General features: G+C 71.4%; 19 protein-coding genes. 5 read left to right on the forward strand and 14 right to left on the reverse strand.

Features of this window, described 5'->3' with window-relative positions:
- Positions 1-143 precede the first annotated feature (143 nt).
- Entirely contained in the window at positions 144-2,270 is a 2,127-nt protein-coding gene (locus ELQ39_RS07480; RefSeq protein ID WP_242591450.1) for a DNA gyrase/topoisomerase IV subunit B, read from the reverse strand.
- Between the two features lie 439 nt (positions 2,271-2,709).
- Here ELQ39_RS07480 and ELQ39_RS07485 point away from each other — a divergent pair, with 439 nt between their 5' ends.
- Positions 2,710-2,937: a DUF7455 domain-containing protein gene (locus tag ELQ39_RS07485; protein ID WP_048456232.1), complete on the forward strand. Its 228-nt coding sequence runs from the start codon at positions 2,710-2,712 to the stop codon at positions 2,935-2,937.
- A 420-nt stretch (positions 2,938-3,357) separates the two neighbouring features.
- On the opposite strand, the gene ELQ39_RS07490 is transcribed toward ELQ39_RS07485, so the two are convergent.
- The 6 genes from ELQ39_RS07490 to ELQ39_RS07515 form a co-directional block, all read right to left on the reverse strand.
- The gene (locus tag ELQ39_RS07490) at positions 3,358-4,200 is read right to left on the reverse strand and encodes a S1 family peptidase (protein ID WP_225624987.1); all 843 of its coding nucleotides are present in this window, start codon (positions 4,198-4,200) and stop codon (positions 3,358-3,360) included.
- Between the two features lie 157 nt (positions 4,201-4,357).
- Positions 4,358-5,887: an RNA polymerase sigma factor gene (locus ELQ39_RS07495; protein WP_337662995.1), complete on the reverse strand. Its 1,530-nt coding sequence runs from the start codon at positions 5,885-5,887 to the stop codon at positions 4,358-4,360.
- A gap of 427 nt (positions 5,888-6,314) precedes the next feature.
- Positions 6,315-7,196: a FadR/GntR family transcriptional regulator gene (locus tag ELQ39_RS07500; protein ID WP_190001023.1), complete on the reverse strand. Its 882-nt coding sequence runs from the start codon at positions 7,194-7,196 to the stop codon at positions 6,315-6,317.
- 173 nt (positions 7,197-7,369) lie between these two features.
- Entirely contained in the window at positions 7,370-9,325 is a 1,956-nt protein-coding gene (locus ELQ39_RS07505) for an ATP-binding cassette domain-containing protein (RefSeq protein ID WP_242591452.1), read from the reverse strand.
- A 105-nt stretch (positions 9,326-9,430) separates the two neighbouring features.
- The gene (locus ELQ39_RS07510) at positions 9,431-10,189 is read right to left on the reverse strand and encodes an NUDIX hydrolase (RefSeq protein ID WP_190001021.1); all 759 of its coding nucleotides are present in this window, start codon (positions 10,187-10,189) and stop codon (positions 9,431-9,433) included.
- Positions 10,190-10,276: 87 nt separating this feature from the next.
- Positions 10,277-11,875: a DUF4192 domain-containing protein gene (locus ELQ39_RS07515; RefSeq protein ID WP_242591453.1), complete on the reverse strand. Its 1,599-nt coding sequence runs from the start codon at positions 11,873-11,875 to the stop codon at positions 10,277-10,279.
- 141 nt (positions 11,876-12,016) lie between these two features.
- On the opposite strand from ELQ39_RS07515, the gene ELQ39_RS07520 reads away from it, so the two are divergent.
- Both ELQ39_RS07520 and ELQ39_RS07525 read left to right on the forward strand, forming a co-directional pair.
- Positions 12,017-14,182 carry a RecQ family ATP-dependent DNA helicase gene (locus ELQ39_RS07520; protein ID WP_242591454.1) on the forward strand — a complete coding sequence of 722 codons (2,166 nt, stop codon included), beginning with the start codon at positions 12,017-12,019 and terminating at the stop codon, positions 14,180-14,182.
- Between the two features lie 213 nt (positions 14,183-14,395).
- Positions 14,396-15,010: a hypothetical protein gene (locus ELQ39_RS07525; protein ID WP_190001018.1), complete on the forward strand. Its 615-nt coding sequence runs from the start codon at positions 14,396-14,398 to the stop codon at positions 15,008-15,010.
- Between the two features lie 375 nt (positions 15,011-15,385).
- Here ELQ39_RS07525 and ELQ39_RS07530 read toward each other — a convergent pair whose 3' ends face one another.
- The 3 genes from ELQ39_RS07530 to ELQ39_RS07540 all read right to left on the reverse strand — a co-directional run bounded on the left by ELQ39_RS07530 (position 15,386) and on the right by ELQ39_RS07540 (position 17,484).
- Positions 15,386-16,009: a hypothetical protein gene (locus ELQ39_RS07530; protein WP_225624982.1), complete on the reverse strand. Its 624-nt coding sequence runs from the start codon at positions 16,007-16,009 to the stop codon at positions 15,386-15,388.
- Between the two features lie 67 nt (positions 16,010-16,076).
- Entirely contained in the window at positions 16,077-16,778 is a 702-nt protein-coding gene (locus ELQ39_RS07535; RefSeq protein ID WP_190001016.1) for a ribonuclease HII, read from the reverse strand.
- An 82-nt stretch (positions 16,779-16,860) separates the two neighbouring features.
- Entirely contained in the window at positions 16,861-17,484 is a 624-nt protein-coding gene (locus tag ELQ39_RS07540) for a TetR/AcrR family transcriptional regulator (protein WP_190001015.1), read from the reverse strand.
- Positions 17,485-17,669: 185 nt separating this feature from the next.
- On the opposite strand from ELQ39_RS07540, the gene ELQ39_RS07545 reads away from it, so the two are divergent.
- A complete protein-coding gene (locus ELQ39_RS07545; RefSeq protein WP_242591455.1) occupies positions 17,670-19,217 on the forward strand; it encodes an MFS transporter in 1,548 nt (515 codons plus the stop codon).
- A 339-nt stretch (positions 19,218-19,556) separates the two neighbouring features.
- Here ELQ39_RS07545 and ELQ39_RS07550 read toward each other — a convergent pair whose 3' ends face one another.
- The 3 genes from ELQ39_RS07550 to ELQ39_RS07560 all read right to left on the reverse strand — a co-directional run bounded on the left by ELQ39_RS07550 (position 19,557) and on the right by ELQ39_RS07560 (position 21,883).
- Positions 19,557-20,471, reverse strand: a complete 915-nt coding sequence (locus ELQ39_RS07550; protein ID WP_242591456.1) for an ADP-ribosylglycohydrolase family protein — start codon at positions 20,469-20,471, stop codon at positions 19,557-19,559.
- The gene (locus tag ELQ39_RS07555; protein WP_242591457.1) at positions 20,461-21,180 is read right to left on the reverse strand and encodes a histidine phosphatase family protein; all 720 of its coding nucleotides are present in this window, start codon (positions 21,178-21,180) and stop codon (positions 20,461-20,463) included. The genes ELQ39_RS07550 and ELQ39_RS07555 overlap by 11 nt, the downstream gene beginning before the upstream one ends.
- Positions 21,181-21,277: 97 nt before the next feature.
- Positions 21,278-21,883, reverse strand: a complete 606-nt coding sequence (locus tag ELQ39_RS07560; RefSeq protein WP_242591458.1) for a DUF4937 domain-containing protein — start codon at positions 21,881-21,883, stop codon at positions 21,278-21,280.
- A gap of 157 nt (positions 21,884-22,040) precedes the next feature.
- Between ELQ39_RS07560 and ELQ39_RS07565 the strand changes: the two genes are divergently transcribed.
- Positions 22,041-22,574 carry a TerD family protein gene (locus tag ELQ39_RS07565; protein ID WP_242591459.1) on the forward strand — a complete coding sequence of 178 codons (534 nt, stop codon included), beginning with the start codon at positions 22,041-22,043 and terminating at the stop codon, positions 22,572-22,574.
- A gap of 115 nt (positions 22,575-22,689) precedes the next feature.
- Here ELQ39_RS07565 and ELQ39_RS07570 read toward each other — a convergent pair whose 3' ends face one another.
- The gene (locus ELQ39_RS07570; RefSeq protein WP_242591460.1) at positions 22,690-25,584 is read right to left on the reverse strand and encodes a vitamin B12-dependent ribonucleotide reductase; all 2,895 of its coding nucleotides are present in this window, start codon (positions 25,582-25,584) and stop codon (positions 22,690-22,692) included.
- Between the last annotated feature and the right edge of the window lie 104 nt (positions 25,585-25,688).

Consider the following 25,688-nt stretch of genomic DNA (forward strand, 5'->3'; position numbering starts at 1 on the left):
AAGGATGGACAGAACGGGAAGTTCCCTGACTCTTCTTCTCGTACTGCTTCACCCCATCAGGTGACCGGGGCGTGCCAGGGGCCCTGGAGGGCGGGTAAAGGGCGCCGTCCCGGTCGGAACGGCGCCCCTCGGTCCCGGCACTCCTAGGCGTCGATGCGGGAGCGGTCCAGCGTGGCGGCGGAGCTGGAGATGAACTCCTTGCGCGGCGCGACGTCGTTGCCCATGAGAAGGTCGAAGACCTGCTCGGCGGCCTCGAGGTCGGTGAGGTTGATCCGGCGCAGGGTGCGGTGGCGCGGGTCCATCGTGGTCTCGGCCAGCTGGTCGGCGTCCATCTCGCCGAGACCCTTGTAGCGCTGGATCGAGTCCTTGTAGCGGATGCCCTTGCTCTGCAGCTCCATGAGCTTGTCCCGCAGCTCCCGGTCCGAGTACGTGTACACGTACTTGTCCTGGCCCTTCTTGGGCTGGACGATCTCGATGCGGTGCAGCGGCGGCACCGCGGCGAAGACCCGGCCGGCCTCGACCATGGGCCGCATGTAGCGGTGGAACAGGGTCAGGAGCAGCGTGCGGATGTGGGAGCCGTCCACATCGGCGTCGGTCATCATGATGATCTTGCCGTAGCGCGCCGCGTCGATGTCGAAGGTCCGGCCGGACCCGGCTCCTATGACCTGGATGATGGCGCCGCACTCGGCGTTCTTGAGCATGTCCGTGACAGACGACTTCTGCACGTTGAGGATCTTGCCGCGGATCGGCAGCAGCGCCTGGAACTCGGAGTTCCGGGCCAGCTTCGCCGTGCCGAGCGCGGAGTCGCCCTCGACGATGAACAGCTCGCTGCGGTCGACGTCGTCGCTGCGGCAGTCGGCGAGCTTGGCGGGCAGGGAGGAGGACTCCAGGGCCGTCTTGCGGCGCTGCGCGTCCTTGTGCTGACGGGCCGCGATGCGCGTACGGGCCGCGGCGACGACCTTCTCCATGACCACGCGGGCCTGCTGGGCGGCGTCCCGCTTGGTGGAGGTGAGGAACGCCTTGAGCTCCTTGGCCACCACGTTGTTCACGATGCGGCGGGCCGCGGAGGTGCCGAGCACCTCCTTGGTCTGGCCTTCGAACTGAGGTTCGGCAAGGCGGACCGTCACGACCGCCGTGAGGCCCTCGAGAGCGTCGTCCTTCACGACGTCGTCCTCGGCCACGCGCAGCATCTTCTTGGCGCGCAGAACCTCGTTCATCGTCTTGGCGACGGCCTGCTCGAAGCCCGCGACGTGGGTGCCGCCCTTGGGGGTGGCGATGATGTTGACGAACGACTTGACGGTCGTCTCGTAGCCGGTGCCCCAGCGCAGCGCCACGTCGACGCCGAGCTCACGAGTGACCTCGGTGGGCGTCATCTGACCGTGCTCGTCGAGGACCGGGACCGTCTCCTTGAAGGAGCCCTGCCCGGTGAAGCGGAGCGTGTCGCAGACGGGCCGGTCGGAGGCGAGGAACTCGCAGAACTCGGAGATGCCGCCGTCGAAGCGGAAGGATTCCTCGCCCTTGCTGCCGCCCTCGCCGAGCCCGTACTCGTCGCGGACGACGATGGTCAGGCCGGGCACCAGGAACGCGGTCTGCCGGGCGCGCGCGTGCAGGGTGTCCAGGTTGAGCTTGGCGTCCTTGAGGAAGATCTGGCGGTCGGCCCAGTAGCGCACACGGGTGCCGCTGCGGGTCTTCGGGATCTTCTTGGCCTTGCGCAGACCGCTCTTCGCTTCGAACTTCGCGTCCGGGCCGAGGGCGGAGAAGGCGCCGGGGACGCCGCGGCGGAAGCTGATCGCATGGGTGTGCCCCCCGCGGTCGACCTCCACATCGAGGCGCGCGGAGAGCGCGTTCACCACGGAGGCGCCGACGCCGTGCAGACCGCCGGAGGCGGCGTAGGAGCCGCCGCCGAACTTTCCGCCGGCGTGCAGCTTGGTCATGACGACCTCGACACCGGAGAGGCCGGTCTTGGGCTCGACGTCGACCGGGATGCCGCGGCCGTTGTCCTTGACCTCCACCGAGCCGTCGTCGTGGAGGACGACCTCGATGTGGTCGCAGTAACCGCCGAGGGCCTCGTCCACGGCGTTGTCGATGATCTCCCAGAGGCAGTGCATCAGGCCACGGCTGTCCGTGGACCCGATGTACATACCCGGGCGCTTGCGCACGGCCTCGAGCCCCTCGAGGACGAGCAGGTGCCGCGCGGTGTAGTTGGAACCGTCCCGGTCTGCTCCTGCCAGCAGCGCTGTGGACGACGGCACGGACGTCTCGGCGGTCACGCGGTTCGCTCCTCGCTGAATTTCAAATGGGGCCCCGATGGGTAAGGGCGCGGCTTGGTTCACCGGTGAGAGGGTACCGAGGCCTGGTAGAGCCGTTGTAACGCCACCCTCGTCCCGGTCCCACCCTAGTCGAGAGTCGCATGGGTGTTCGATCCCTCGATGGAGTGAAGCACACATCACGTTCCCATCGAGGCATGAACCATTTAGGCTCCGGGCACGTCCTCATGAACAACCGGCAACCCAGCCGGGAGGGCCGACCACCGATACAACGCGAATCCGTACGACACAGAGACACGCACTACGGCACATTCGCCGCCAACCGGCAGCAGCCGGCCGCCTCGGAGATTTTTTTCGAGGAAAAGCCTCGAGCGGGAACGTTTTGGGGCTGGTTGGATGTTGACCCTGGTACGACAGCTCGTCGAGCTAGAGAAGAGGCGACGTGACTACTGTTCTGACCCCCGCGAGCCCGCTGACGGCCGCCGATCGCTGCGACCGCTGCGGCGCCCAGGCATACCTGCGCGTCGTCCTGCTGAGCGGTGGAGAACTGCTCTTCTGCGCCCACCACGGTCGCAAGTTCGAGCCGGAACTCAAGAAGATCGCCGCTGAGATACAGGACGAGACGGAGCGGCTGACCGCTCCGAAGGCCACTCCTGACGAGGAGCGCTGACACTTCGCGTCCGACGACGAGCAGCCAGCCCGGCACAGGCCGGCGAACGGGCGGCGTCCTCCCCTTGCGGAGGACGCCGCCCGTCTGCGTTCACGCTGCCGCTGAGGTCGGGGGCCAGGGCGTCAGGCGCCGGGGCCTGTGAGATGGCCGGGCACGCCCGGGGCGCGAGTGAAAGCGCCTATCGGAGCCCAGAGCTCCGCAGTGCCGGCCCGACGGCTGCATGCGACTGCCCGTCGAGGACTGACGGCGGCTGGCGCCACGCCAGGCGTCGGGAGCGTGCCGTGGGGCATCGGGCGTGGCCTGTGGCGGTGGTGTGGCGCCCTGACGGCCGCAGGCGCTGCTCACGCGTTCCGAGCCGTCCCCGTCGGGCAAGGAGGGGCGGCACCGCCCGGGCTCCACAGCAGCCGTCGGCGCCCGCTATCAGCCCGGTGCCGTCGCAGGCCACCCCAGTGTGTCCAGGACGTCCGAGATGCGGGTGTAGACCCCCGGACTGCCCGCCCAGCCGCAGCCCGCTCCCCAGGAGACCAGGCCTATGAGCCGGCCCTGGGCGACCAGTGGCCCCCCGCTGTCGCCCTGGCAGGCGTCCCGGCCACCGGCCACCTCACCCGCGCACAGCATCGTCTCGGCGCGGTAGGTGCCGTTGGAGCCCCCGGAGTACGCCTTCTCGCAGAGGGCGTCGGGCTGCACCCGTACGCGCGCTCCGTGCAGGCTGCCGGCGTAGCTGCCGGAGCCGGTGGTGTCCCCCCAGCCGTAGACCGTGGCCGGCGTGCCCGCGCGGTACGCCGGGTCGCCCGGCCCGGCCATGCCTATGACCGAGGCGACGGGGAGCGGCTCGGCAAGGCCGAGCACGGCGAAGTCGCCGGAGTTGGTGTCACCGTCGTAGTCCGGGTTCACCCAGACCTTGCGCACGGCGACCTCCTGGCCGCTCTCCGAGAGCAGCTCGCTCCGCCCGGCTATGACCTTGAGGTCGCGCACCCGCTCCGGGGCGGCGCCGAGCACTTCCGGGTCCATGCAGTGGGCGGCGGTGAGCACCGTGGTCCGTCCGACCGCCACACCCCCGCAGAACTGGCCCGCCCGCGCACCGCCGAACCGGTCACGACTGGAGAGCGCCACGGTGTACGGACTCTGTGACACATCGACGGGGAAGCCACCGACGACGACGCTGTCGGAGGCCGCCGGAGCGGCCGAGGCCAGCGGTATGACGGTCCCCGCAGCCACGAGGGTCAGCGGCCGGGCCAGGGCCCTGGCAAGTCGACGTCGCATGCACGCTCCTCACACTGGGGTGAACCTTGGACACCCACAGTGAGGGAAGTGGTCACCGTCCGCACCCGCGCGACAGGGTGAAGGCCCGGCCCCTCGGAGGGGGCCGGGCCTTCACGGACAGCGGCGCGCGACAGGCCGTCGCGGCGGGAGCGACGTCCTAGTCGAGGTAGTCGCGCAGCACCTGCGAACGCGACGGGTGACGCAGCTTCGACATGGTCTTCGACTCGATCTGACGGATCCGCTCACGCGTGACGCCGTACACCTTGCCGATCTCGTCGAGGGTCTTCGGCTGACCGTCGGTGAGACCGAACCGCATCGAGACGACGCCCGCCTCGCGCTCCGACAGGGTGTCGAGCACGGAGTGCAGCTGCTCCTGCAGCAGCGTGAAGCTGACGGCGTCGGCCGGGACGACGGCTTCGGAGTCCTCGATGAGGTCACCGAACTCGCTGTCGCCGTCCTCGCCCAGCGGGGTGTGCAGGGAGATGGGCTCGCGACCGTACTTCTGGACCTCGATGACCTTCTCAGGGGTCATGTCGAGCTCCTTGGCCAGCTCCTCCGGGGTGGGCTCACGGCCCAGGTCCTGGAGCATCTGGCGCTGGACGCGCGCGAGCTTGTTGATGACCTCGACCATGTGCACCGGGATACGGATGGTGCGGGCCTGGTCGGCCATGGCGCGGGTGATCGCCTGACGGATCCACCAGGTGGCGTACGTGGAGAACTTGTAGCCCTTGGTGTAGTCGAACTTCTCGACCGCGCGGATCAGACCGAGGTTGCCCTCCTGGATGAGGTCCAGGAACAGCATGCCGCGGCCGGTGTAGCGCTTGGCCAGGGAGACCACCAGTCGGAGGTTGGCCTCCAGCAGGTGGTTCTTGGCCCGGCGGCCGTCCTCCGCGATGATCTCCAGCTCGCGCTTCAGCTTCGGCGCCAGCTTGTCGGAGTTCGCCAGCTTGTCCTCGGCGAACAGGCCCGCCTCGATGCGCTTGGCGAGCTCGACCTCCTGCTCGGCGTTGAGCAGGGGGACCTTGCCGATCTGCTTGAGGTAGTCCTTGACCGGGTCGGCGGTGGCGCCCGCGGCGGCGACCTGCTGGGCCGGCGCGTCGTCCTCGTCCTCGTCGGACAGCACGAAGCCCGCGGCCTCGGTGCCCTCGGGCTCGTCCGCGACCTTGGTCTCCTCGAGGACCTCCTCGTCGACCAGCTCGGCGTCGTCCTTCTTGGCCGTGGTCTTCTTCGCGGCGGTCTTCTTGGCCGTGGTCTTCTTCGCCGCCGTCTTCTTGGCGGTGGTCTTCTTGGCGGCCGCCTTCTTCGCGGGCGCCGCCTCCTCCTCGGCGGCCGCGTCGGCGGCCGGAGCCGCGGACGCGGCGGCGGTGGCCTTTCTGGGGGTCGCCGTCTTGGCCGCCACGGTCTTGGTGGCGGTGCGCTTGGCGGGACTCTTCGCTGCGACGCTCTTGCGGGTGCGCTTGGGCTCTGCGGCACTGACCATCAGCGTCACACCCTCTTCCTCGAGGATCTGGTTGAGGCTGCGCAGTACGTTCTTCCACTGAGTGGCCGGAATCTGGTCAGCTTCGAAGGCCCGACGCACGTCATCGCCGGCGATCTGCCCCTCAGCCTTTCCCCGCTCGATGAGCGCCATGACAGAGACGGACTCGGCGATCTCCGGCGGGAGCGTACGGGATGTGCTGGCCGACACGAACAACCTCTCGGAACGTTGGAAAACGGCTTCCGGCCCCGTCCACAGTGGACAGGGGCCGACCGCCGGCTTGGGGATGGGCCGACGGCGCGGGCGGGGGCCGGGGAGATGCACAGCGCCGTGAACGGCGTCCGTATTCCCTCCGCGGCTGTCACCTCTTAGGTCATCGCGTTCTTCCCAGGAGCGTTACGCCCGTCCCGCGTGGCCCGAGTCACACCCCACAACCGGTCAAAACCTGACAGATGAGGACAGAAGCGTGCACCTGGGGTGAGGCGGTCGCCACCCCGGGCCGGAGCAAGTGTTGCGTACCGTCGGACCCTGCGGAACCGTCGACGGCTCCGCAGGGTCCGACGGGGAACGGCTCACGGACGCGGCTCTGCCACAGGAGGGGGATGGCAGGCCGGACCGCGCCATCAGGGAAATGCGGTCAGTGCTCGCGCGGTGCGGGCACCACGCGCTCCACCTCGGGGTGGACCGTGAGAAGTTGCCGCATGGCCGCCTCGGCCGCTGCTCCGTCGCCGCCGGCGAGGGCGTCGACGATCCGGGCGTGGTGGGCCAGCGAGGTTTCGTTCGGCCGCTCACAGCCGGTGACCGGGCCGCCCGACACCTGGAGGGCGGCGGACACGATGCCGGACAGATGCTCCAGCATGCGGTTGCCGGCGACCTGGATGAGCAGGGAGTGGTACTCGTTGTCCGCCCGGGCGAAGGTCAGCGCGTCGCCCTGTCCGAGGGCGTGCCCCATGATCTCCACCATGTCGGTCAGCCGCTGCTGGACGTCCTCCCGGCCGTGTCCGGCCGCCAGGCGCGCGGCGAGCGGCTCGATCGTCCAGCGCAGCTCGCTCAGCTCCCGGCGCTGGTCGTCCCGCTGCGGCCCGTAGGCCCGCCACTCGATGATGTCCGGGTCGAGAAGGTTCCAGTCGCTGACCGGGCGCACCCGCGTGCCCACGTTCGGCCGGGCGCTGACCAGGCCCTTGGCCTCCAGGACGCGGAGCGACTCGCGGACGACGGTACGGGACACCTCGAAACGCTGGCCGATCTCCTCGGGCACCAGCGGGCGGTCGGCGCCCAGGTCACCGGAAACGATCATCTGTCCCAGCTGCTGGACCAGTTGCCCGTGCAGCCCGCGTCCGCGGCTGCCCGCGGTCCGCCGGCCCACGCGGCCCAGATCCGGCTCCGCCGTGTCCCATGCGGCGCCCCGGTCGGTGCCGGGCGCCTCCGCGTAGGGGTAGCGGTCGAGTTCGCCCGGGGTCGCGAGGCCGGAGTCGGCGGAGCGGGCGGCGGTCATCATGGTGTGCGCAAGGGTACTCACGCATCCTTTGTCGGCGTCGGCTCCAACTCCCTTGAGGTCTTTGGTGAAAAGCACACGAAAGGGTGATCGCTCACCTCGTCGCAATTGACGCCTTATCGGAAAGAAATGAGCTTTTCACGGGGAGTTACGATCAGAGGGAGCCCGAGAAGCACAATCCCGATCGTCATCGGACGTCATCGGACTCGGCCTCGCAGACCCGTGAACGCGTACGCGCACAGGAGCACCGACACCGACAACGCCATGGCCCCGCCCACGGGTTGGGCCAGCAGCCGCAGCAGCGCCTCCAGGTGCTGCTCACCCCCGAAGGGCCAGCGCAGCGGAAGCCCGTCCCGCAACCGCCCGCCGAACGGCGCCGGACCGCGCGTCGAGGGCCCCTCCGTGATCTTGTGCACGGCGGGTACGACGAGAAGCGGCACGGCGACGACGGCGGCCAGCCCCGCCGTGGTGGACCGGAACACGCCTGCGGCCAGCACCCCGGCCCACGCGCAGCCCGTGACCAGGGCGAGCCACCCGGCGGTGAGTGCGGGCCAGTCCGCCGGGAGCGCGACCAGCTCGCTTCCGTAGACGAGATAGAGCAGTTCGGCGGTGCAGCCGACGGTCAGCACGGCCAGGGCGAGGGCGCTCAGCGAGGCGACGAAGAGCTTCGCGGTCAGCAGGCCGAGCCTCCTGGGGACCGTCCCCCGGTCCACGGCGAGCGCGGGGTGGCGGAACTCGTCGCCGAACGCCAGCGCGCCGAGCAGACCCGCCCCGAGCGCGGCGGGCGGCAGCGGCGCCTCCACGGGCCAGGCGGCCAGCAGCCGCGGCTGCGGGGTGTGACCGATGCGGGCCAGCAGCACGGCGGTGAGGGCGGACACGGCGAGGACGCACGCCCCCACGACGTACCCCGTGGGCACCCCGGTGGCCCGGCGGATCTCGTAGCGGACCGGCCGCAGCGGGGTGGGTGCGGGACGGACGAGGACGGGGGGCGGGAGGGTGACGGTGGTGGGGCGGGGTGGGGCGGGTTGCCGTGGTGGCGTCGGCCGGGGGGTGCCGTCGCCGGGCGCCTCCCGGGGTGGCTCCGGCTGGGGTGACACGGCGGGGACGGGCTCGGGTGCGGGTGTTCCGGTTTCCGGCTCGGGGTTGGGGCCGGGGGTGGGGCTGGGGTTGGGGACTGCTGCGGCTCCGGGCTCCGGGTCGGGACCGGGCCGAGCGTCGGTCGCAGCGGAGGGCTGGGACTCCGGTGCCGGCGAGGCTTTCGTGTCCGTGCCGGCCCCCGGCCCCATGTCCCCGGTCTCGTCCGCCAGTTGATGCACGACGATGCCGTTCCGGAAGGCCGTCTCCCCCACCTCGGCGCAGGTACTGCCGTAGACGCAGAGGCGGTTGCCGCCCTCGCGTACGACCTCCACGGACCGTTGCGTGGAACGGGCCCGCCGGGCGAGCAGCGCGGAAAGGCGGGCTGCGTGCGGACTGCGGACGACGACGCGCGGGCGCAGCCGCGTGCGGGCGAAGTCGGCGGCACGCTGGTCGGCGACGACCCGTCCGCCGTCCAACGTGACCACGTGATCGGCGAACCGCGCCGCCTCCTTGGGATCGGCCGTGCTGCACAGCACCGTCCCGCCCTGCGCCGCGTGTTCCCGCAGCATGTCGTACAGCCAGCGCCGCTCCCCCACCGCGAGCCCTCCCGCGGGGTCGTCGAGCACGAGGGTGTGCGGGTCCGGCAGGAGGGCGCAGGCCAGGCCCAGACGACGGTCCATACCTCGCGACAGGGTGCCGAGGCGCTCGTCGCGCAGGCTCACCAGGCCCACCGCTTCGAGCACTTCGTCCGCGCGCCGGGCCGGGACCCCCGAGGCCGCGCACAGCATGCGGAGATGTCCGCGGACCGAGCGGGCAGGGTGCCCCGGCACGTCGCCCAGCACCACACCGACCTCGTGCGCGGGGTGCGGGATCCGGTGCAGGGGGCGGCCTCTGAAGTAGGTGATCCCCCGCCCGCGTTGGAGCTCCAGCATGAGTCTCAACGCCGTCGTCTTGCCCGCGCCCGGTGCTCCGAGCAACGCGGTGAAGCGGCCCGCGTGCGCCTCGAAGGAGACGTTGTCGACTGCGGGCGGCTGCTCTTTGCGGGAGATGCTGGTCAGTCCGATGGCCTGGATCACCCGATGCAAGATAGCGCGCCATATCGGGTTTTTCGGGCACCACAGGGCCCGTTGCACGGGAGGAGACGGTCCGGGAACGCGTCCCGGAGCCGGCCCCTTCCTGTGTCAGACCTCAGGGCGCAGCATGGGCGGGTTGAGCAGGGTGGCGCCGCCGGCCCGGAAGAGCTGGGCGGGACGGCCGCCCTGCCGGGTGGTGGTGCCGCCGGTGGGCACCAGGAAGCCCGGGGTGCCCGTCACCTTGCGGTGGAAGTTCCGCGGGTCGAGCGCCACGCCCCAGACGGCCTCGTAGACCCGGCGCAGCTCACCGACGGTGAACTCCGGTGGGCAGAACGCCGTCGCCAGCGAGGAGTACTCGATCTTCGAGCGGGCGCGCTCCACCCCGTCCGAGAGGATCTGGGCGTGGTCGAAGGCGAGCGGCGCCACCGGCTCGCCGTCCCTGCCGTAGCCGCCCTGTTCCAGCAGCTCGTCCACCGGCGCCCAGCGCGCGTTGCTGGCGTCGCCGCCCGCCCGGGGTGCGGGCAGGTCCGGGGCGAGCGCCAGGTGCGCGACGCTCACCACCCGCATGCGCGGGTCACGCTTGGGGTCCCCGTACGTGGCCAGCTGCTCGAGGTGGGCGCCGTGGTCCTGGGCGGGGATGGCCGGATCATGAACCCGCAGCCCCGTCTCCTCGGCCAGCTCCCGCGCCGCCGCCTGCGCCAGATCCTCGTCGGCCCGCACGAAGCCTCCGGGCAGTGCCCAGCGCCCCTGGAACGGGGGCTCGCCCCTGCGCACCGCCAGTGCACACAGAGCGTGACGTCGCACGGTGAGCACGACCAGGTCCACGGTGACGGCGAAAGGCGGAAAGGCTGACGGGTCGTAGGGCATGCGGCGATCATAGTCGTCTGCCTGACGATAAACACTCCCTTCACCGGCCGGATCGCCGGCCGGTCTGCGCCTGTCCAGGCATCTCTTCTACTCCTCCCCCTCCTCGCCACGTGACATCGAGTGCGCACCCTCCTGACGGTGCCCGCGCCGGCTCGCCGCGTCAGGGTGCGCGGCGCCCTTGGGCCGGGCCCCGCCCGGTGACATGCGGGGGCGCGGCACCCGCCCGGTCGCGCCACTTCCCCGGGGAGCGGAACGCCCCGCGCGACCGGCCGCCCGCATCCGGCGCCTCCTGGGCGCGGGCTCCGCATCGCGACCGGGAGCCTGACACGCGCCCCGTCCCGGCGCCTCGCCCGCACCGTGGCCGGGCGTCCCGCCCGCCTCGGCCGGGCCGCCCTCCTCCCTCTCCCCCTCGCCCCGCAAGCAGCGGCGGATCGACTCCGGGTCGAGCCCCTCGTTGCACGCCTGGTGCAGCAGACGCGCGAAGAGATAGTCCGGGTCGGCCCCGAGGGCCATGGCGAGTGCTTCCCGGGCCTCCAGTTCGTCCCCGGAGGACCAGGCGACCCACCCGGCGAGGGTGAGGGGCGCGGCGGCGTACTCCCCGTACGGGCCGACGCAGCGGCGCGCCAAGGTGCGCCACAGGCGGAGGGCAGGGGCCGCCTCGTCGCCCTCCATCCACGCGGCGGCGCGGTCGCGGGTCGTGCGGTCCTGGAGCCCGTGGAGCACCAGAGCCGCCTCGTCGAATCCGACCAGTTCGTCGTCGCGCAGGTCCGCCGGGAGGGTGCCGGAGACGGGCGGCGCGTCGGCGAGGCGGCGCACGAGGCGCTCGGCCAGTTCCATCGTCTCGTCGGCGACGGTCTTCCGGTCCTCCGCGTCGACGATCCGGGGCAGCAGCTTCAGCGCCGCCTCGTCCAGTGCGCGACGCTGGTCATGGGCGGCGGAGGTCTCCCAGGGCTGGAGCCGGGAGTGCAGTTCGCGCAGGGAGCCGCGGACCTGCAGCCCGGCGTAGGCGGCCGCGGCGGCCAGCACGGACGTGCCGGGCAGACCCATCGGCGTCCCCTCTGCCGGGCAGCAGGCCCGGTCGTCGCAGCAGTACGACCAGAAGCGGCCGTCGGAGACGCAGAGAGCTTCGACGACGGGTACGTCCAGGGCTCCGCACTCCAGTCGCAGGGCGTGGGCCAGCGGTCCCAGCCGCTCCTTGACCTCCCGGCCGGTCTCGCCCGGTCCCGGCTCCTGGCACAGGAAGACGACCATCTGCTCGGGCCGGGAGCCTCGCCGCTCGCCGCCGGTCACCAGGCCCTGGGCGAGCCGGCGGGCGGCCGAGGGCCACTCGCCGGGGTCGGCGGGGATGCCGAGCCGGGCCCGGCCGCCGAACCTGCCCCGCCCCCCGGTGTCGTGCAGGGAGACGAGGACCACGCTGTCCTCCGGGCGGTACCCGAGGAGGTAGGGCACGGCGTCGGCGAGCTCGGCCGGGGTGCGCAGGGTCACCTGCTGCGGGTCGCCGTGGCTCTCGTACGCGGTGCACGTCAGGTCCGGCGGGAGCGGAGGGCGGTCCTTCCGGCTCACCGGCACGGTCGTTTCGGTCCTGGCCGCGGCCGCTTCCTGTCCTGGCTCCGCCGCGTCGCGCCCGCCCTGGACGGGGATGTCACTGTTCTCGGAGGGACCGGTCGTCCCGCTGTGGTTCGTCATGCCGCGACCTTCTCGCGGATTGCGACATTCCGGTTTACCTGTGGACAAGTCGGATCAGGTCCATGTCACCGCCATCGCCGCCGGCCGGCCTTCGTCCACAGCCCTGAGCCGATGTCGGCGCCGTCCTGTTGTATGGGACCCATGGAGCACACGAACGACACGGATCTCCGGACGGCCGCCGACGCGGTGCTCGCCCGTCTCGTCGGCGACGACACGGGCACCGCACGGCTGCGTGACGACCAGTGGCGGGCGATCGAGGCGCTGGTCGCCGAGAAGCGCCGCGCCCTGGTCGTCCAGCGCACGGGCTGGGGCAAGTCCGCGGTGTACTTCGTGGCGACCGCGCTGCTGCGGGCCCGGGGCGGCGGACCGACCGTGATCGTCTCCCCGCTCCTCGCGCTCATGCGCAACCAGGTCGAGGCCGCCGCCCGGGCCGGGGTCCACGCCCGGACGATCAACTCCTCCAACAGCGAGGAGTGGGACGCCGTGCGGGCGGAGATCGACGCGGGGGACGTGGATGTGCTGCTGGTCAGTCCCGAGCGGCTGAACAACCCGGACTTCCGGGACCAGGTGCTGCCCCGGCTGGCCGCCGCGACCGGGCTGCTCGTGGTGGACGAGGCGCACTGCATCTCCGACTGGGGTCACGACTTCCGCCCGGACTACCGGCGGCTGCGGACCATGCTGAGCGACCTGCCGGAGGGAGTGCCGGTCCTCGCCACCACCGCCACGGCCAACGCCCGGGTGACCGCCGACGTCGCCGAGCAGCTCGGTACGGGCGGTTCCTCGGACGCGCTCGTGCTGCGGGGTCCGCTGGACCGGGAGAGCCTCAGCCTGAGCGTGCTGCGCCTGCCGGACGCGGCGCACCGCATGGCCTGGCTCGCCGACCACCTGGACCAGCTCCCCGGATCGGGGATCATCTACACGCTGACGGTGGCCGTGGCCGAGGAGGTCACCGCGTTCCTGCGCCGGCGCGGACATGTGGTCGCCTCGTACACCGGGCGGACGGAGAACGCCGACCGGCAGCAGGCCGAGGAGGACCTGCTGGCCAACAAGGTGAAGGCGCTCGTCGCCACCTCCGCCCTCGGCATGGGGTTCGACAAGCCCGACCTGGGCTTCGTGGTCCACCTGGGGTCGCCGTCCTCGCCCATCTCCTACTACCAGCAGGTCGGCCGCGCGGGCCGTGGTGTCCGGCACGCGGAGGTGCTGCTCCTGCCGGGCAAGGAGGACGAGGCGATCTGGGAGTACTTCGCCTCCCTCGCCTTCCCTCCGGAGGAGACGGTGCGCCGCACACTCGACGTGCTCGCGCGCGCCGACCGCCCTCTGTCCCTCCCCGCGCTCGAACCGCTCGTGGAGCTGCGCCGCTCCCGCCTCGAGACCATGTTGAAGGTGCTCGACGTGGACGGGGCCGTGAAGCGGGTCAAGGGCGGCTGGATCGCGACCGGGCAGCCCTGGTCGTACGACGCCGAGCGCTACGCGTGGGTGGCGCGTCAGCGTGCGGCCGAGCAGCAGGCGATGCGTGACTACGTGGCGACGACGGACTGCCGGATGGAGTTCCTGCAGCGGCAGTTGGACGACGAGGGCGCCAAGCCCTGCGGCCGCTGCGACAACTGCGCGGGCGCCCGCTACACGGCCGAGGCCTCCGCCGCGGCGCTCGACGCGGCCCGCGCCGACCTCGGCCGGGCCGGCGTCGAGGTGGAGCCCCGGCGCATGTGGCCCACCGGCCTCCCCGCGATCGGCGTGGACCTGAAGGGCCGTATCCCGGCCGGTGAGCAGGCCGCTCAGGGCCGGGCCCTCGGCCGGCTCTCGGACATCGGCTGGGGCAACCGGCTGCGTCCGCTGCTCGCACCGCAGGCGACGGACGGGCCCGTGCCCGACGACGTCGCCCGGGCCGCGGTCGGCGTGCTCGCCGACTGGGCCAAGGGGCCGGGTGGTTGGGCGCCGGGGGCGGACGACGCCCGGCCCCGGCCGGTCGGGGTGGTGACCGTCGCCTCGCGCACGCGGCCGCAGCTCGTCCGGTCGCTCGGGGCGCACATCGCGGAGACGGGCCGGCTGCCGCTGCTCGGGACGGTGGAGAGCACCGGCGAGCAGCATCAACTCCCCCGCAGCAACAGCGCCCAGCGGCTCAAGGCGCTCGCCGGTGCGCTGACCGTCCCGCCCGAGCTCGCGGAGGCACTCGCGCGGGCCGGAGGTCCGGTGCTTCTGGTGGACGACTACACCGAGACGGGGTGGACACTCGCCGTCGCGGCACGGCTGCTGCGGCGTGCGGGTGCGCAGGGAGTGCTGCCGCTGGTACTGGCCGTACAGGGCTGAGCGGAAGCCCGTATTCGGCAGGTGGGGATATTAGCCGCGGATCAGCCGATAACGGTCTCCCGCCTCAATTGCTCGTTGCCGCATCCAAGTTCGACAGGAAGAATTGAAGGACGCACCCGCACGGCTCGCCCGCCGACCAGGTAGGGCTCTGTTGCGTGCGCGCTCCCCCGAATCCGACCCGCCCGCAGTGTGGGCGTAGCCGAAGGGAGGACCGTGACCTTCGGATTCGCTCCGTCCTCGGCGGCATCGCTGTCGACGTCCGCCGCATCCGCCAACCGTGTGCTCGAGCCTGCGGAGTGGGCGGCCGCGGGAATCCCGCTGCTGCGCAGCCCGCGCGAGGTCGTCAGCGGGCTGCACGCCCGGCACCGTCCCGGTCCGGCGACCGCGGTCGTCGCCGTGCTCGATCCGGACGAACGCCTGCGGGCGAGCGCGTCGTTCACACGGCACTCCGCCTCCGCCGACGGCTGGATGTACCGCAACGCGCTGCTGGCCCAGCTTCGCCGGGTCATCCCGCACGACCTGCGGCGCCGCACCCCGGTGCGCACCGCCGTCCTGCTGTACTGCCGTGAGGGCGACGCCCGCTGGACGGAGGAGGACGGAGCCTGGATGTGGGGGCTGCGGGACGCCTGCACCCTGCACGGGCTGCGCTGCGGTGCGTACATCACGCTGACCCGTGACGGCTGGCAGGTCCTGGGTGAGGGCCGGGGCGGCCGCCATCCCAGCGCCGGTTCGGAGCCGGAGCCGGTCGCCATGTCCGAGGCGCCGCCGCGGATCCCGCGCACCGGCGGAGCCGCGTCGGAGGTGCTGCGGCGCGCCGCGGCCCGCTGACGTCGGGCCGTTCGCCCGCCCGCGCGCCCGACGGACGCGCGCGTGCCTCACGCGAGCCCGTGGTGTCGGCTCGCCCCGGTACGACGCCACGGAGCGGCGACCATGGCGGACGAGACGTCGCGGGCCGGCCGCCCCTCAGGAACCGGAGGCTCCGTAAGCCGTGCCCGTGGCCCCGGGGAGCCGCCGAGAGCCCGCGAGCGGGCCCGAGGAGAGCCACGAGCCACACCGGGTGCGGAGCGCCTCGCCCGTCCCCGGGACGCACCGACCGCCCCGGGCACACCGACCGGTCAGCGGTACGGGAAAGCACCGCGACCGTCCGCGTCCACACAAGCACGCTGTCCCCGCCCGAGTGGCTGACGACGCCGTGGCGTCGGCTCAGACCCCGGCGCCCAGCACGGAGTTGATGCGCTGCGGGTCCCCGCAGACGATCAGCAGCGCGCCGGCCCGGGCGTGGGCCGCCTTCAGGGCGGTGGCGGTCACGGACTCGGGGCCGCCGTTGACGGCGACCACCACGACGGGACGCGCCTTGGCACGGTCCGCCACCTGGGCGTCCGTGTAGAAGACGTCGTCGCCGGCGTCGTGCTGCGCCCAGTAGGACGCCTCGCCGAAGGACAGTTCATGGGTGGCCCACGGGTGCTGTTCACCTGTGGTGATCACCAGCACGTCGCCGGGGGCGCGGCCGGAGTCCAGGAGCAGGTCGACGGCTTCCTCGGCGGCGTCGAGCGCCCCCTCGGCGGAAGCCGGGATCAGCTGGATCTGCGGGCCGTCGGCGGCGTGCGGAACCGAAGGGCCGGGCTTGGCCGCGGGGGCCGCGTCACGCGAGGTGCGCTGGGCCGGAGGCGCCGGCCGCGGCGGGCCGGGACGACCGGGACGCGACGGAGCCGCGGGGCGGGGACCGGGTACGGGGCGGGGGGTCGGCGCGATGCGGCCGCTGGCCGGCGTGGCGCGGGGACCCTGGGCACTCTCGTGAATCTGAGGCTCCTCGGGAATGAGAGGCATGAGCTGATTTTTATCAAACGGTGGCACGGCCGGCATCGCCGGGTGGCACATCAGTGCGAGCGTCCGGTCAGAAATCGAAGCCGAGTTGGCCCTCGATCTCCGGGACGCGCGCCTCCGCCCAGGCGCGGGCCTTCTTGAGGTGCCGCCACTGGGGCAGCGCATCAAGATACGCCCACGACAGGCGGTGGAACGGGGTGGGCCCCCGGACCTCCAGCGCGGCCCGGTGCACGGGGGACGGATACCCGGCGTTGTCCGCGAAACCGAAGTCTGCATGGTCGGCGCCCAGTTCGGCCATCATTTTGTCGCGCTGGACCTTGGCTATGACCGACGCCGCCGCCACGGCCACGCACGACTGATCGCCCTTGATGACCGTCCGGACCCGCCAGGGCGAGCCGAGGTAATCGTGCTTGCCGTCGAGGATGACCGCGTCGGGCCGGACGGGCAGGCCCTCCAGGGCGCGGACGGCCGCCAGCCGGAGCGCGGCGGTCATCCCCAGGTCGTCGATCTCTTCGGGCGACGCGTGGCCGAGGGCGTACGACGTCACCCAGTCCCGCAGCGTCTCGGCGAGTTCGGTGCGGCGTTTGACGGTGAGGAGCTTGGAGTCGGTGAGTCCCTCGGGGGGCCGGCGCAGTCCGGTGATCGCCGCGCAGACGGTGACCGGGCCGGCCCACGCGCCACGCCCCACCTCGTCGACACCTGCAACGATCTTCGCTCCGGTCGTGGCGCGGAGTGAGCGCTCGACGGTGTGAGTAGGTGGTTCGTACGGCATGGCGCCCTTAGCGTACGCCGCCGGGTCCGGCGTCCGACACCCCGGTTCCCGGACTGCGGTCACCGCCGTCACCACCTTGTGATCAGGAGGCGTGCGGACGCAGCAGCGGGACCATCAACTGGTCGATCATCTGCTCGAGATCGACATCCGACCATTCGCTGCCGCACATCTTCGAGCGGTACATCATCATCGCCGGGATGGCGTCGAAGACGTATCCGTTGGCCGCGTCCGGCCGCACCTCTCCCCGCTCGACACCTCGCTCGACCACCTCGCGGAGCATCGTGAGGGTCGGCTCCACGACACCGTTGAAGATCACCGCGTGGAAGCGCTCGGCCTCGGTGCTGTCGCACTCGTGAATGACCGCGCGCAGAGCGAATCCCGGCTTGGAGAACATGGCGTCCCGGGCCCTGCGGCACAGCTCCAGCAGGTCCTCGCGCACGCTTCCCAGATCCGGCGCCTCATGGAAGTCGGGCAGCGCGGCGCGCAGGGCGTCGGCGACGAGATCCTCCTTGGAGGGCCAGCGCCGGTAGACCGCCGCCTTTCCCGTCTGGGCGCCCGCGGCGACGCCCTCCATCGTCAGGCCGTTCCAGCCGACCGTGCTGAGCTGCTCCAGCGCGGCCTCGAGGATCGCGCGTTCCAGTACGGCGCCGCGGCGGCGGGAGGCGGCCGTCTGAGCCTGGGCGGCGGCCCAGCTCGAAGTAACCATCTGACTCTCTCCAACGAGCAGAGGAAGCGGGCATTCGGGGATGAAGCATCCGCCGCACGGCACCGAAGGGGGACGCACCGACACGGCGGGCATTCAGTGAACGCTTGCGTTCACTGTCGGGGGCTTCTACCGTTGACGCAACAGTGAACGCGCTCGTTCACTAACTCTTCCGTGGGGGACCCATCGTGACCACCTCTCCTTTGCTCCAGGATCCAAAGCCGGGTGCGGCTCGCCGGCCAGGGCGCCCCGGCATCGCCCTCGCCGTCATCGCGGCCTGTCAACTCATGGTCGTACTCGACGCGACGATTGTGAACATCGCGCTCCCGCACATCCAGAATGCCCTGCAATTCAGTACCACCGACCTCACCTGGGTGGTCAGCGCCTACACCCTGACCTTCGGCGGGCTGCTGCTCCTCGGCGGCCGGGCCGGCGACATCCTCGGGCGGCGCCGCGTCTTCATGAGCGGCATCCTGCTGTTCACCGCGGCCTCCCTGCTCGGCGGGCTCGCCCAGGAGCCGTGGCAGCTGCTCGCGGCGCGCGTCCTGCAGGGCGTGGGCGGCGCGATCGCCTCGCCGACCTCGCTGGCGCTCATCACCACCACGTTCCCGGAGGGCCCCGAACGCAACCGGGCCTTCGGCGTCTTCGCCGCGGTCTCGGCGGGTGGCGGCGCCATCGGACTGCTCGCGGGCGGCATGCTCACCGAGTGGCTCGACTGGCGGTGGGTGCTCTTCGTCAACGTGCCCATCGGCCTGCTGATCGCGGTCCTCACCCCGATGTACATCAACGAGTCCGAACGGCACAGCGGACGCTTCGACATCGCGGGTGCGGTGACCTCGACGGCCGGCATGGCCACACTGGTCTACGGCTTCATCCGCGCGGCCGAGGAGGGCTGGAGCGACACGGTCACCATCGGCTCCTTCGTCGCCTCGGCCATCCTGCTGGCGGGCTTCGCGCTGATCGAGTCGCGCGCCAAGGAACCGATCACGCCCCTGCGGATGTTCGCCGACCGCAACCGCTCGGGCACGTATGTGATCATGCTCAGCCTCGCCGCGGCGATGTTCGGCATGTTCTTCTACATCGTTCTCTTCGTGCAGAACGTCCTCGGGTACACCCCGATCGAGGCCGGACTCGCCTTCCTGCCGGTCACGGTCGTGATCGCCGCCGGAGCGGGAATCTCGCAGCGGTTCCTGCCGGTGTTCGGCCCCAAGCCGTTCATGATCATCGGTTCGACCCTGGCCGCGCTGGGGCTGGCCTGGCAGACGCTGATCGACTCCGACAGCTCCTACGTCAGCGGCATCCTCGGGCCGATGCTGGTCTTCGGCTTCGGCATGGGTCTGAACTTCGTGACGCTGACGCTCACCGCGGTCTCGGGGGTGGCCCAGCACGAGGCCGGAGCCGCGTCCGGCCTGCTCAACGCGACCCAGCAGGTGGGCGGGTCGGTGGGCCTGGCGCTGCTGACCACGGTGTTCGGCACGGCCGGCCGGGACGAGGCGGAGAAGCAGGTGCCCGCTTTCCTCGCGGAGGCGACGGCGGAGCAGAAGGCGGAGTTCGCCCGGACTCAGCAGCTTCCGGCGCCGTGGGGGCACGAGGTGCTCGCGCAGGGCATCTCCTCGGCCTTCGTCCCGGCGGCCGCCATGGCGGTACTGGCCCTGGCCGTCGCCTGGCTCGTCATCCGGGTCCGCAAGAGCGACCTGGAGGCGCTGTCCGGCACGGCGGGACCCGGCATCGGCTGAGGGGGGCGCCCCCACCACACGCGCCCGGCCCGGCGACGCACCGGCCGACCCCACGGGGGCCGGCGGGGCGACGCCGGGCCGGCGCGCGTACGACAGCAGCGCGCCGCACCACACGAACAGCACCCCCGCCCACACCGTCATGCCGCCCCCCGAAGCACTCTCACCACGCGTCCACAGCGGGACGACACGTGTCAGCTCCCGAGGACCCACGGGTCCACCGAGCCGCACACCGCCCGCAGCGGACACACCGACAACGAGCAGCCGGTCACGCAGAGTTCCCGTCACATACGGAGAGTTTCCCGCGACCCGCCCGCGACGCGCTCCCGAAGACCGAAGCCCTCAGACCTCGACGTCCCGCGCCACCCACTCCGGCAACGGCTCCACCCGCTCGGTCCACTCCTCGGGAGGCGCCCCCGCCGGCCCTGCCGCGACCACCCCGCCCACGATGGCGCAGGTGGTGTCGACATCCCCGCCCACCTGCGCGGTCGTCCAGAAGGCGTTCTCGTAGTCGCCCAGGGAGCGGGCGGCGGACCAGAGCGCGAAGGGCACGGTGTCGTGCGCGGTCGTCCGCCGTCCGCAGCCGAGGACGGCCGCGACGGTGGCCGCGTCGCCGTAGTCGAGCATGTCGCGCGCCCGGCGCAGCCCCGCGCCGACGGCACTGCGTGCGGGGATCAGCGCGATGACCCCGTCGAGGAGGTCCCCCGCGCCGGGCGGCCCGTCCGCAGCGGCGGCGAGGGCGGCCGCCGCGGCGACGGCCATGGCGCCGACCACGGCCTCGCGGTGCTGGTGCGTGGGGTAGGCGGAGATCTCCGCCTGGTGGGTGGCCTGCTCGGGGTCGTCGGCGTACCAGGCGCCCAGGGGCGGGATGCGCATCGCGGCGCCGTTGCCCCACGAACCCTGGCCGTTGAAGAGCGCGGCGGCCAGTTCGCGCCAGTCGCCGCCTTCGCGGACCAGGCGCAGCAGGCGGTTGACGGCGGGGCCGTAGCCCCGGTCGAAGTCGTGGTGGTGGGCGAAGGAGTGGGACAGGGCGTCCTGGTCGATGCGGTGGTGCGCGGCCAGGACGGTGACGACGGAGCACGCCATCTCGGTGTCGTCGGTCCACTGCCAGGGGCTCTCGGGCAGTTCGCGGCGCTTGAGCAGCGGATGGTTCACCGGCACGAAGAACTGCGAGCCGAGCGCATCCCCCACCGACAGGCCGCGCAGGCTCGCCAGCGCGCGCTCCAGCCGCGCCTCCGGGGAACGATCAGTGGTCATCGCCTCGGAACTCTCCCATCCGGCTCTCGCCGACTCCAGTGCGTTCCGCCTGTCCGGTGATCGGGTAGCGCTCCGGCTCGCGCCAGCGTTCGAAAGGCCTGTCGAGCTCGTACTTCCCGTTCTCGCCCAGGACGAGCATCCTCACCTCGGCGTTCCCGGGGTTGGACAGCGACTCGAACTCCGCCACGGTCCAGTGGAACCACCGCATGCAGAACAGCCGCATGGCCAGGCCGTGGGTGACGATGAGGACGTTGGGCGGGTGGTCCGGGGCCTCGAAGCTGCGGAACAGGCTCTCCAGGAAGCCGCCGACGCGGTCGTAGACGTCGGCGCCGGACTCGCCCTGGGCGAAGCGGTAGAAGAAGTGGCCGTAGGCGTCCCGGTAGGCCTTCTGGAGGCGGACGTCCTCGCGGTCCTGCCAGTTGCCCCAGTCCTGTTCGCGCAGGCGGGGTTCCTCACGGACGCGTATCAGGTCCGGGTCGAGGCGGAAGGCGTTCAGGGTCTCGAGCGTCCGTCGGTACGGGGACACGTAGACGCTGACCCGCTCCTGGCCGAAGAGGCCGCGGAGCCGCTCGCCCGTCGCCTCGGCCTGCTTCCTGCCCCGCTCGGTGAGGCCGAGGGCGTGGTCGGGTTCGCGCTCGTAGACGGTGTCGTCAACATTGCCCCTTGATTCACCGTGCCGGACAAGGACGATGCGCCGTGGTCGTGCCATGCCAAAACCCTAGATCGGGTGGGGGCACTTCGGGCACTCGTGCGGGTTCCGTACGGCATTTGTCACACTTCATTGCCGCGCCGGGCCACGGAAGCGCTCACACCGTCCAGGCGGACTCCATGTCGACGATGTCTCCCGCGAGGGCCGCGACGTCCGCCTCGGTCTGTGCCCGCAGGGCCAGTCGCTCGACGCGTTCGGTCCGGTACTTGCCGTGTTCGGCGGCGGACCGCCACATCGACAGGACGAGGTACTCGTTGCCCGGTGCCTCGCCGAACAGCCCCCGCACCATGCCGGGCGATCCGGCCATCGCCGGGTTCCACACCTTCTCCTGCATCAGCACGAAGTGCTCGGCGCGCTCCTCGTGGACCCGGCACAGCGCGACCCGGATCAGGTCGGCGTCGGTGAAGCGCGGCTCGAACCCGGTCTTCACGTCGAAACGGTGGTCGAACAGTCTGACCTGGGCGTTTGTGAAGGTTCCCGCCTGTGAGGAGGCCAGCCGGTCGTGGGACCGGGCCATGAAGGAGTCGTAGAAGGCGCGGCTCTCCCAGAAGGAGAAGACGTGCGCCACGTCCTGCCGCCCCCGGCTCCAGCCTCCGCCCTGCGCGCGAAACCCCGGCTCCCCCAGAAGCCCCGCCCACTTCCGCTGTCCCCGCTCGAACCCCCGACGGTCCACCACGGTGCAGCGAATCCACTTGACCAGCACCGCGCCATCGTAAGGCCAGGGAGCACGGCCCCGGTCGCCGTCGCGTCGACTGCGTACCGGCGCCCGGGGCCGCCTGCGTGGCAGGATGGACAACCTGCCGTGGAATCACGGTGGTTGGGGTGCGCCGGCAGGACGGTCACGAGGAAGGGGACAACTGGTGAACGGCCTCAGCAAGGGGATCCGCAAGGTCGAGATCGCGCTGCGGTGGGATCCGAGTCCGTCGGGAGAGCCCTCCACCGACCTCGACCTGGTCGCCGCACCCTATCCGGCGGACGACCCGCACGGGGACCCCGCCTACGTGGTGCACTTCGACAGCCGCTCCCCCGACGGCACCATCACGCTCAACCGGGACAGCCAGGACGGCAAGGGCTTCGGGTACGACGAGGTCATGACGCTGGAGCTGGACCGTCTGGACCCGCGCTACGCGCGCGTGGTGGTCGGGGTCGTCATCCAGCAACAGCAGGGGCCGCGGACGTTCTCCGGGGTGCGCAGCCCGGGGCTGCGCATCCGCGAGGGCTACGACGTGCTGGCGGAGGACGACTTCGGCGGGGTGCTGGGGGCGACGGCGGCCACGGTGGCGGAGTTCGTCCGGGAGGGCTCGGGCCCGTGGGAGTTCCGGGCGGGCGTGCAGGGCTTCGACGGCGACCCGGTGGACTTCACGCGCGTGATGGGCGCGGCCCGCCGGGCCTGACACCGAACGGACGGCCCGCGAAGAGGGGCACGAACGCCCGAGGGCGGTGACACCGGTTTCCCGGTGTCACCGCCCTCACCGTCTCACCGCCGGGCAGTGCCCGGACGGGTCGGCGTCAGCTGCAGCCGCTGGTCGAGCCGCAGCCCTCGCAGATGTAGCAGGAGCCGGCGCGCTGCATCTTCGTACCGCAGGAGAAGCACAGCGGGGCGTCGGCCTGGATGCCCAGCTGCATCTCCACCAGCTCGGCGCTGGTGTGGGCCTGCTTCGGGGCGGGCTTGGCCGCCTCGGTCTCGGCCTTCGGCGCGGTGACCGCCTTCAGCTCCTGGGCGCGCGGGGCCGACTGGGCGAGGCCCTCGACGTCGACCTCGTCGTCGGTCGGCTCGTAGGAGCCGGTCTCCAGGTGACGCTGGCGCTCCTCGGCGGAGTGGATGCCGAGCGCGGAGCGCGTCTCGAAGGGCAGGAAGTCCAGCGCCAGGCGGCGGAAGATGTAGTCGACGATCGACTGCGCCATCCGCACGTCCGGGTCGTCCGTCATGCCGGCCGGCTCGAAGCGCATGTTGGTGAACTTCGAGACGTACGTCTCCAGCGGCACGCCGTACTGGAGGCCCACCGAGACGGCGATGGAGAAGGCGTCCATCATGCCGGCGAGCGTGGAGCCCTGCTTGGACATCTTCAGGAAGACCTCGCCGAGACCGTCGTCCGGGTAGGAGTTGGCGGTCATGTAGCCCTCGGCGCCGCCCACAGTGAAGGAGGTGGTGATGCCGGGACGGCCCTTCGGGAGGCGCTTGCGGACCGGGCGGTACTCGACGACCTTCTCGACCGCGGCGCGGATGGTCTCCTCGGCCTTCTCCGTGACCTCGGCCTTCTCCTTCTCCTTGGTCTTCGCGGAGAGGGGCTGGCCGACCTTGCAGTTGTCGCGGTAGATGGCGAGCGCCTTGACGCCCAGCTTCCAGGCCTCGAAGTAGATCTCCTCGACCTCCTCGACGGTCGCCGTCTCCGGCATGTTGACCGTCTTGGAGATGGCGCCGGAGATCCAGGGCTGGATCGCGGCCATCATGCGGACGTGGCCCATCGGGGAGATGGCGCGCTCGCCCATGGCGCAGTCGAACACCTCGTAGTGCTCCTGCTTGAGGCCGGGGGCGTCGATCACGTTGCCGTTCTCGGCGATGTGGGCGACGATCGCCTCGATCTGCTCCTCCTGGTAGCCCAGGCGGCGCAGGGCCTGCGGGACGGTGCCGTTGACGATCTGCATCGAGCCGCCGCCGACCAGCTTCTTGAACTTGACCAGGGCGAGGTCGGGCTCGACACCGGTGGTGTCGCAGGACATCGCCAGGCCGATGGTGCCGGTCGGGGCGAGCACCGACGCCTGGGCGTTGCGGAAGCCGTTCTTCTCGCCGAGGCGCAGGACGTCCTGCCAGGCCTCGGTGGCGGCGGCCCACACCGGGGTGTCCAGGTCGTCCATGCGCGTGGCGGTGCCGTTGGCGTCGGCGTGCTGCTTCATGACGCGCTTGTGGGCGTCGGCGTTGCGGGCGTAGCCGTCGTACGGGCCGACGATCGCGGCCAGCTCGGCGGAGCGGCGGTAGGCGGTGCCGGTCATCAGGGAGGTGATGGATCCGGCGAGGGCGCGGCCCCCGTCGGAGTCGTAGGCGTGACCCGTGGCCATCAGCAGGGCGCCGAGGTTGGCGTAGCCGATGCCGAGCTGGCGGAAGGCGCGGGTGTTCTCGCCGATCTTCTCGGTCGGGAAGTCCGCGAAGCAGATCGAGATGTCCATCGCGGTGATGACCAGCTCGACGACCTTCTGGAAGCGCTCGGTCTCGAACGACTGGTTGCCCTTGCCGTCGTCCTTGAGGAACTTCATCAGGTTCAGCGAGGCCAGGTTGCAGGACGTGTTGTCCAGGTGCATGTACTCGCTGCACGGGTTCGACGCGGTGATCCGGCCGGACTCGGGGCAGGTGTGCCAGTGGTTGATGACGCCGTCGTACTGGATGCCCGGGTCGGCGCAGGCCCACGCGGCCTCGGCGATCTTGCGGAAGAGCGCCTTGGCGTCGACCTCCTCGATGACCTCGCCGGTCATGCGGGCACGCAGGCCGAACTTGCCGCCCTTCTCGACGGCCTCCATGAACTCGTCGTTGACGCGCACGGAGTTGTTGGCGTTCTGGTACTGGACCGACGCGATGTCGTCGCCGCCCAGGTCCATGTCGAAGCCCGCGTCGCGCAGGACGCGGATCTTCTCCTCCTCCTTCACCTTGGTCTCGATGAAGTCCTCGATGTCGGGGTGGTCGACGTCGAGCACGACCATCTTCGCCGCGCGGCGGGTGGCGCCACCGGACTTGATGGTGCCGGCGGAGGCGTCGGCGCCGCGCATGAAGGAGACCGGGCCGGAGGCGTTGCCGCCGGAGGAGAGCAGCTCCTTGGAGGAGCGGATGCGGGAGAGGTTCAGGCCGGCGCCGGAGCCGCCCTTGAAGATCATGCCCTCTTCCTTGTACCAGTCGAGGATCGACTCCATGGAGTCGTCGACGGACAGGATGAAGCAGGCGCTGACCTGCTGCGGCTGGGGCGTGCCCACGTTGAACCACACGGGGCTGTTGAAGCTGAAGATCTGGTGCAGGAGGGCGTAGGCCAGCTCGTGCTCGAAGATCTCGGCGTCGGCGGGCGAGGCGAAGTACCTGTTGTCCTCGCCGGCCTTCCGGTACGTCTTCACGATGCGGTCGATCAGCTGCTTGAGGCTGGTCTCGCGCTGCGGGGTGCCGACGGCGCCCCGGAAGTACTTGCTGGTGACGATGTTGACCGCGTTCACCGACCAGAAGTCGGGAAACTCCACGCCGCGCTGCTCGAAGTTGACCGAGCCGTCGCGCCAGTTGGTCATGACGACGTCACGGCGCTCCCAGGCCACCTCGTCGTACGGGTGGACCCCCGGGGTGGTGTGAATGCGCTCGACGCGCAGTCCCTTGCCGGGCTTGCTCGCCTTGGCTCGGGAACTACGTGCCGGACCGCTCGCCGTCTCTGTCATGCCGCCTCCCTGATACGGGCGAAAACGCCCTGAAGTGCCCCGATGTTCCCGTGGCACGGTGTTCTGTCTGATGCTGCGGGCACCCACTCACCTGCCCGCAACAG

It is taken from the genome of Streptomyces sp. GB4-14 (assembly GCF_022696125.1).
Classification (GTDB): domain Bacteria; phylum Actinomycetota; class Actinomycetes; order Streptomycetales; family Streptomycetaceae; genus Streptomyces; species Streptomyces werraensis.

Bases quoted from the DNA above. Each gene is read 5' to 3' on its own strand.
- ELQ39_RS07490 (WP_225624987.1), bottom strand. From the start codon at position 4,200: ATGCGACGTCGACTTGCCAGGGCCCTGGCCCGGCCGCTGACCCTCGTG.
- ELQ39_RS07510 (WP_190001021.1), bottom strand. From the start codon at position 10,189: ATGCCCTACGACCCGTCAGCCTTTCCGCCTTTCGCCGTCACCGTGGAC.
- ELQ39_RS07515 (WP_242591453.1), bottom strand. From the start codon at position 11,875: ATGACGAACCACAGCGGGACGACCGGTCCCTCCGAGAACAGTGACATC.
- ELQ39_RS07520 (WP_242591454.1), top strand. From the start codon at position 12,017: ATGGAGCACACGAACGACACGGATCTCCGGACGGCCGCCGACGCGGTG.
- ELQ39_RS07530 (WP_225624982.1), bottom strand. From the start codon at position 16,009: ATGCCTCTCATTCCCGAGGAGCCTCAGATTCACGAGAGTGCCCAGGGT.
- ELQ39_RS07535 (WP_190001016.1), bottom strand. From the start codon at position 16,778: ATGCCGTACGAACCACCTACTCACACCGTCGAGCGCTCACTCCGCGCC.
- ELQ39_RS07540 (WP_190001015.1), bottom strand. From the start codon at position 17,484: ATGGTTACTTCGAGCTGGGCCGCCGCCCAGGCTCAGACGGCCGCCTCC.
- ELQ39_RS07550 (WP_242591456.1), bottom strand. From the start codon at position 20,471: ATGACCACTGATCGTTCCCCGGAGGCGCGGCTGGAGCGCGCGCTGGCG.
- ELQ39_RS07555 (WP_242591457.1), bottom strand. From the start codon at position 21,180: ATGGCACGACCACGGCGCATCGTCCTTGTCCGGCACGGTGAATCAAGG.
- ELQ39_RS07570 (WP_242591460.1), bottom strand. From the start codon at position 25,584: ATGACAGAGACGGCGAGCGGTCCGGCACGTAGTTCCCGAGCCAAGGCG.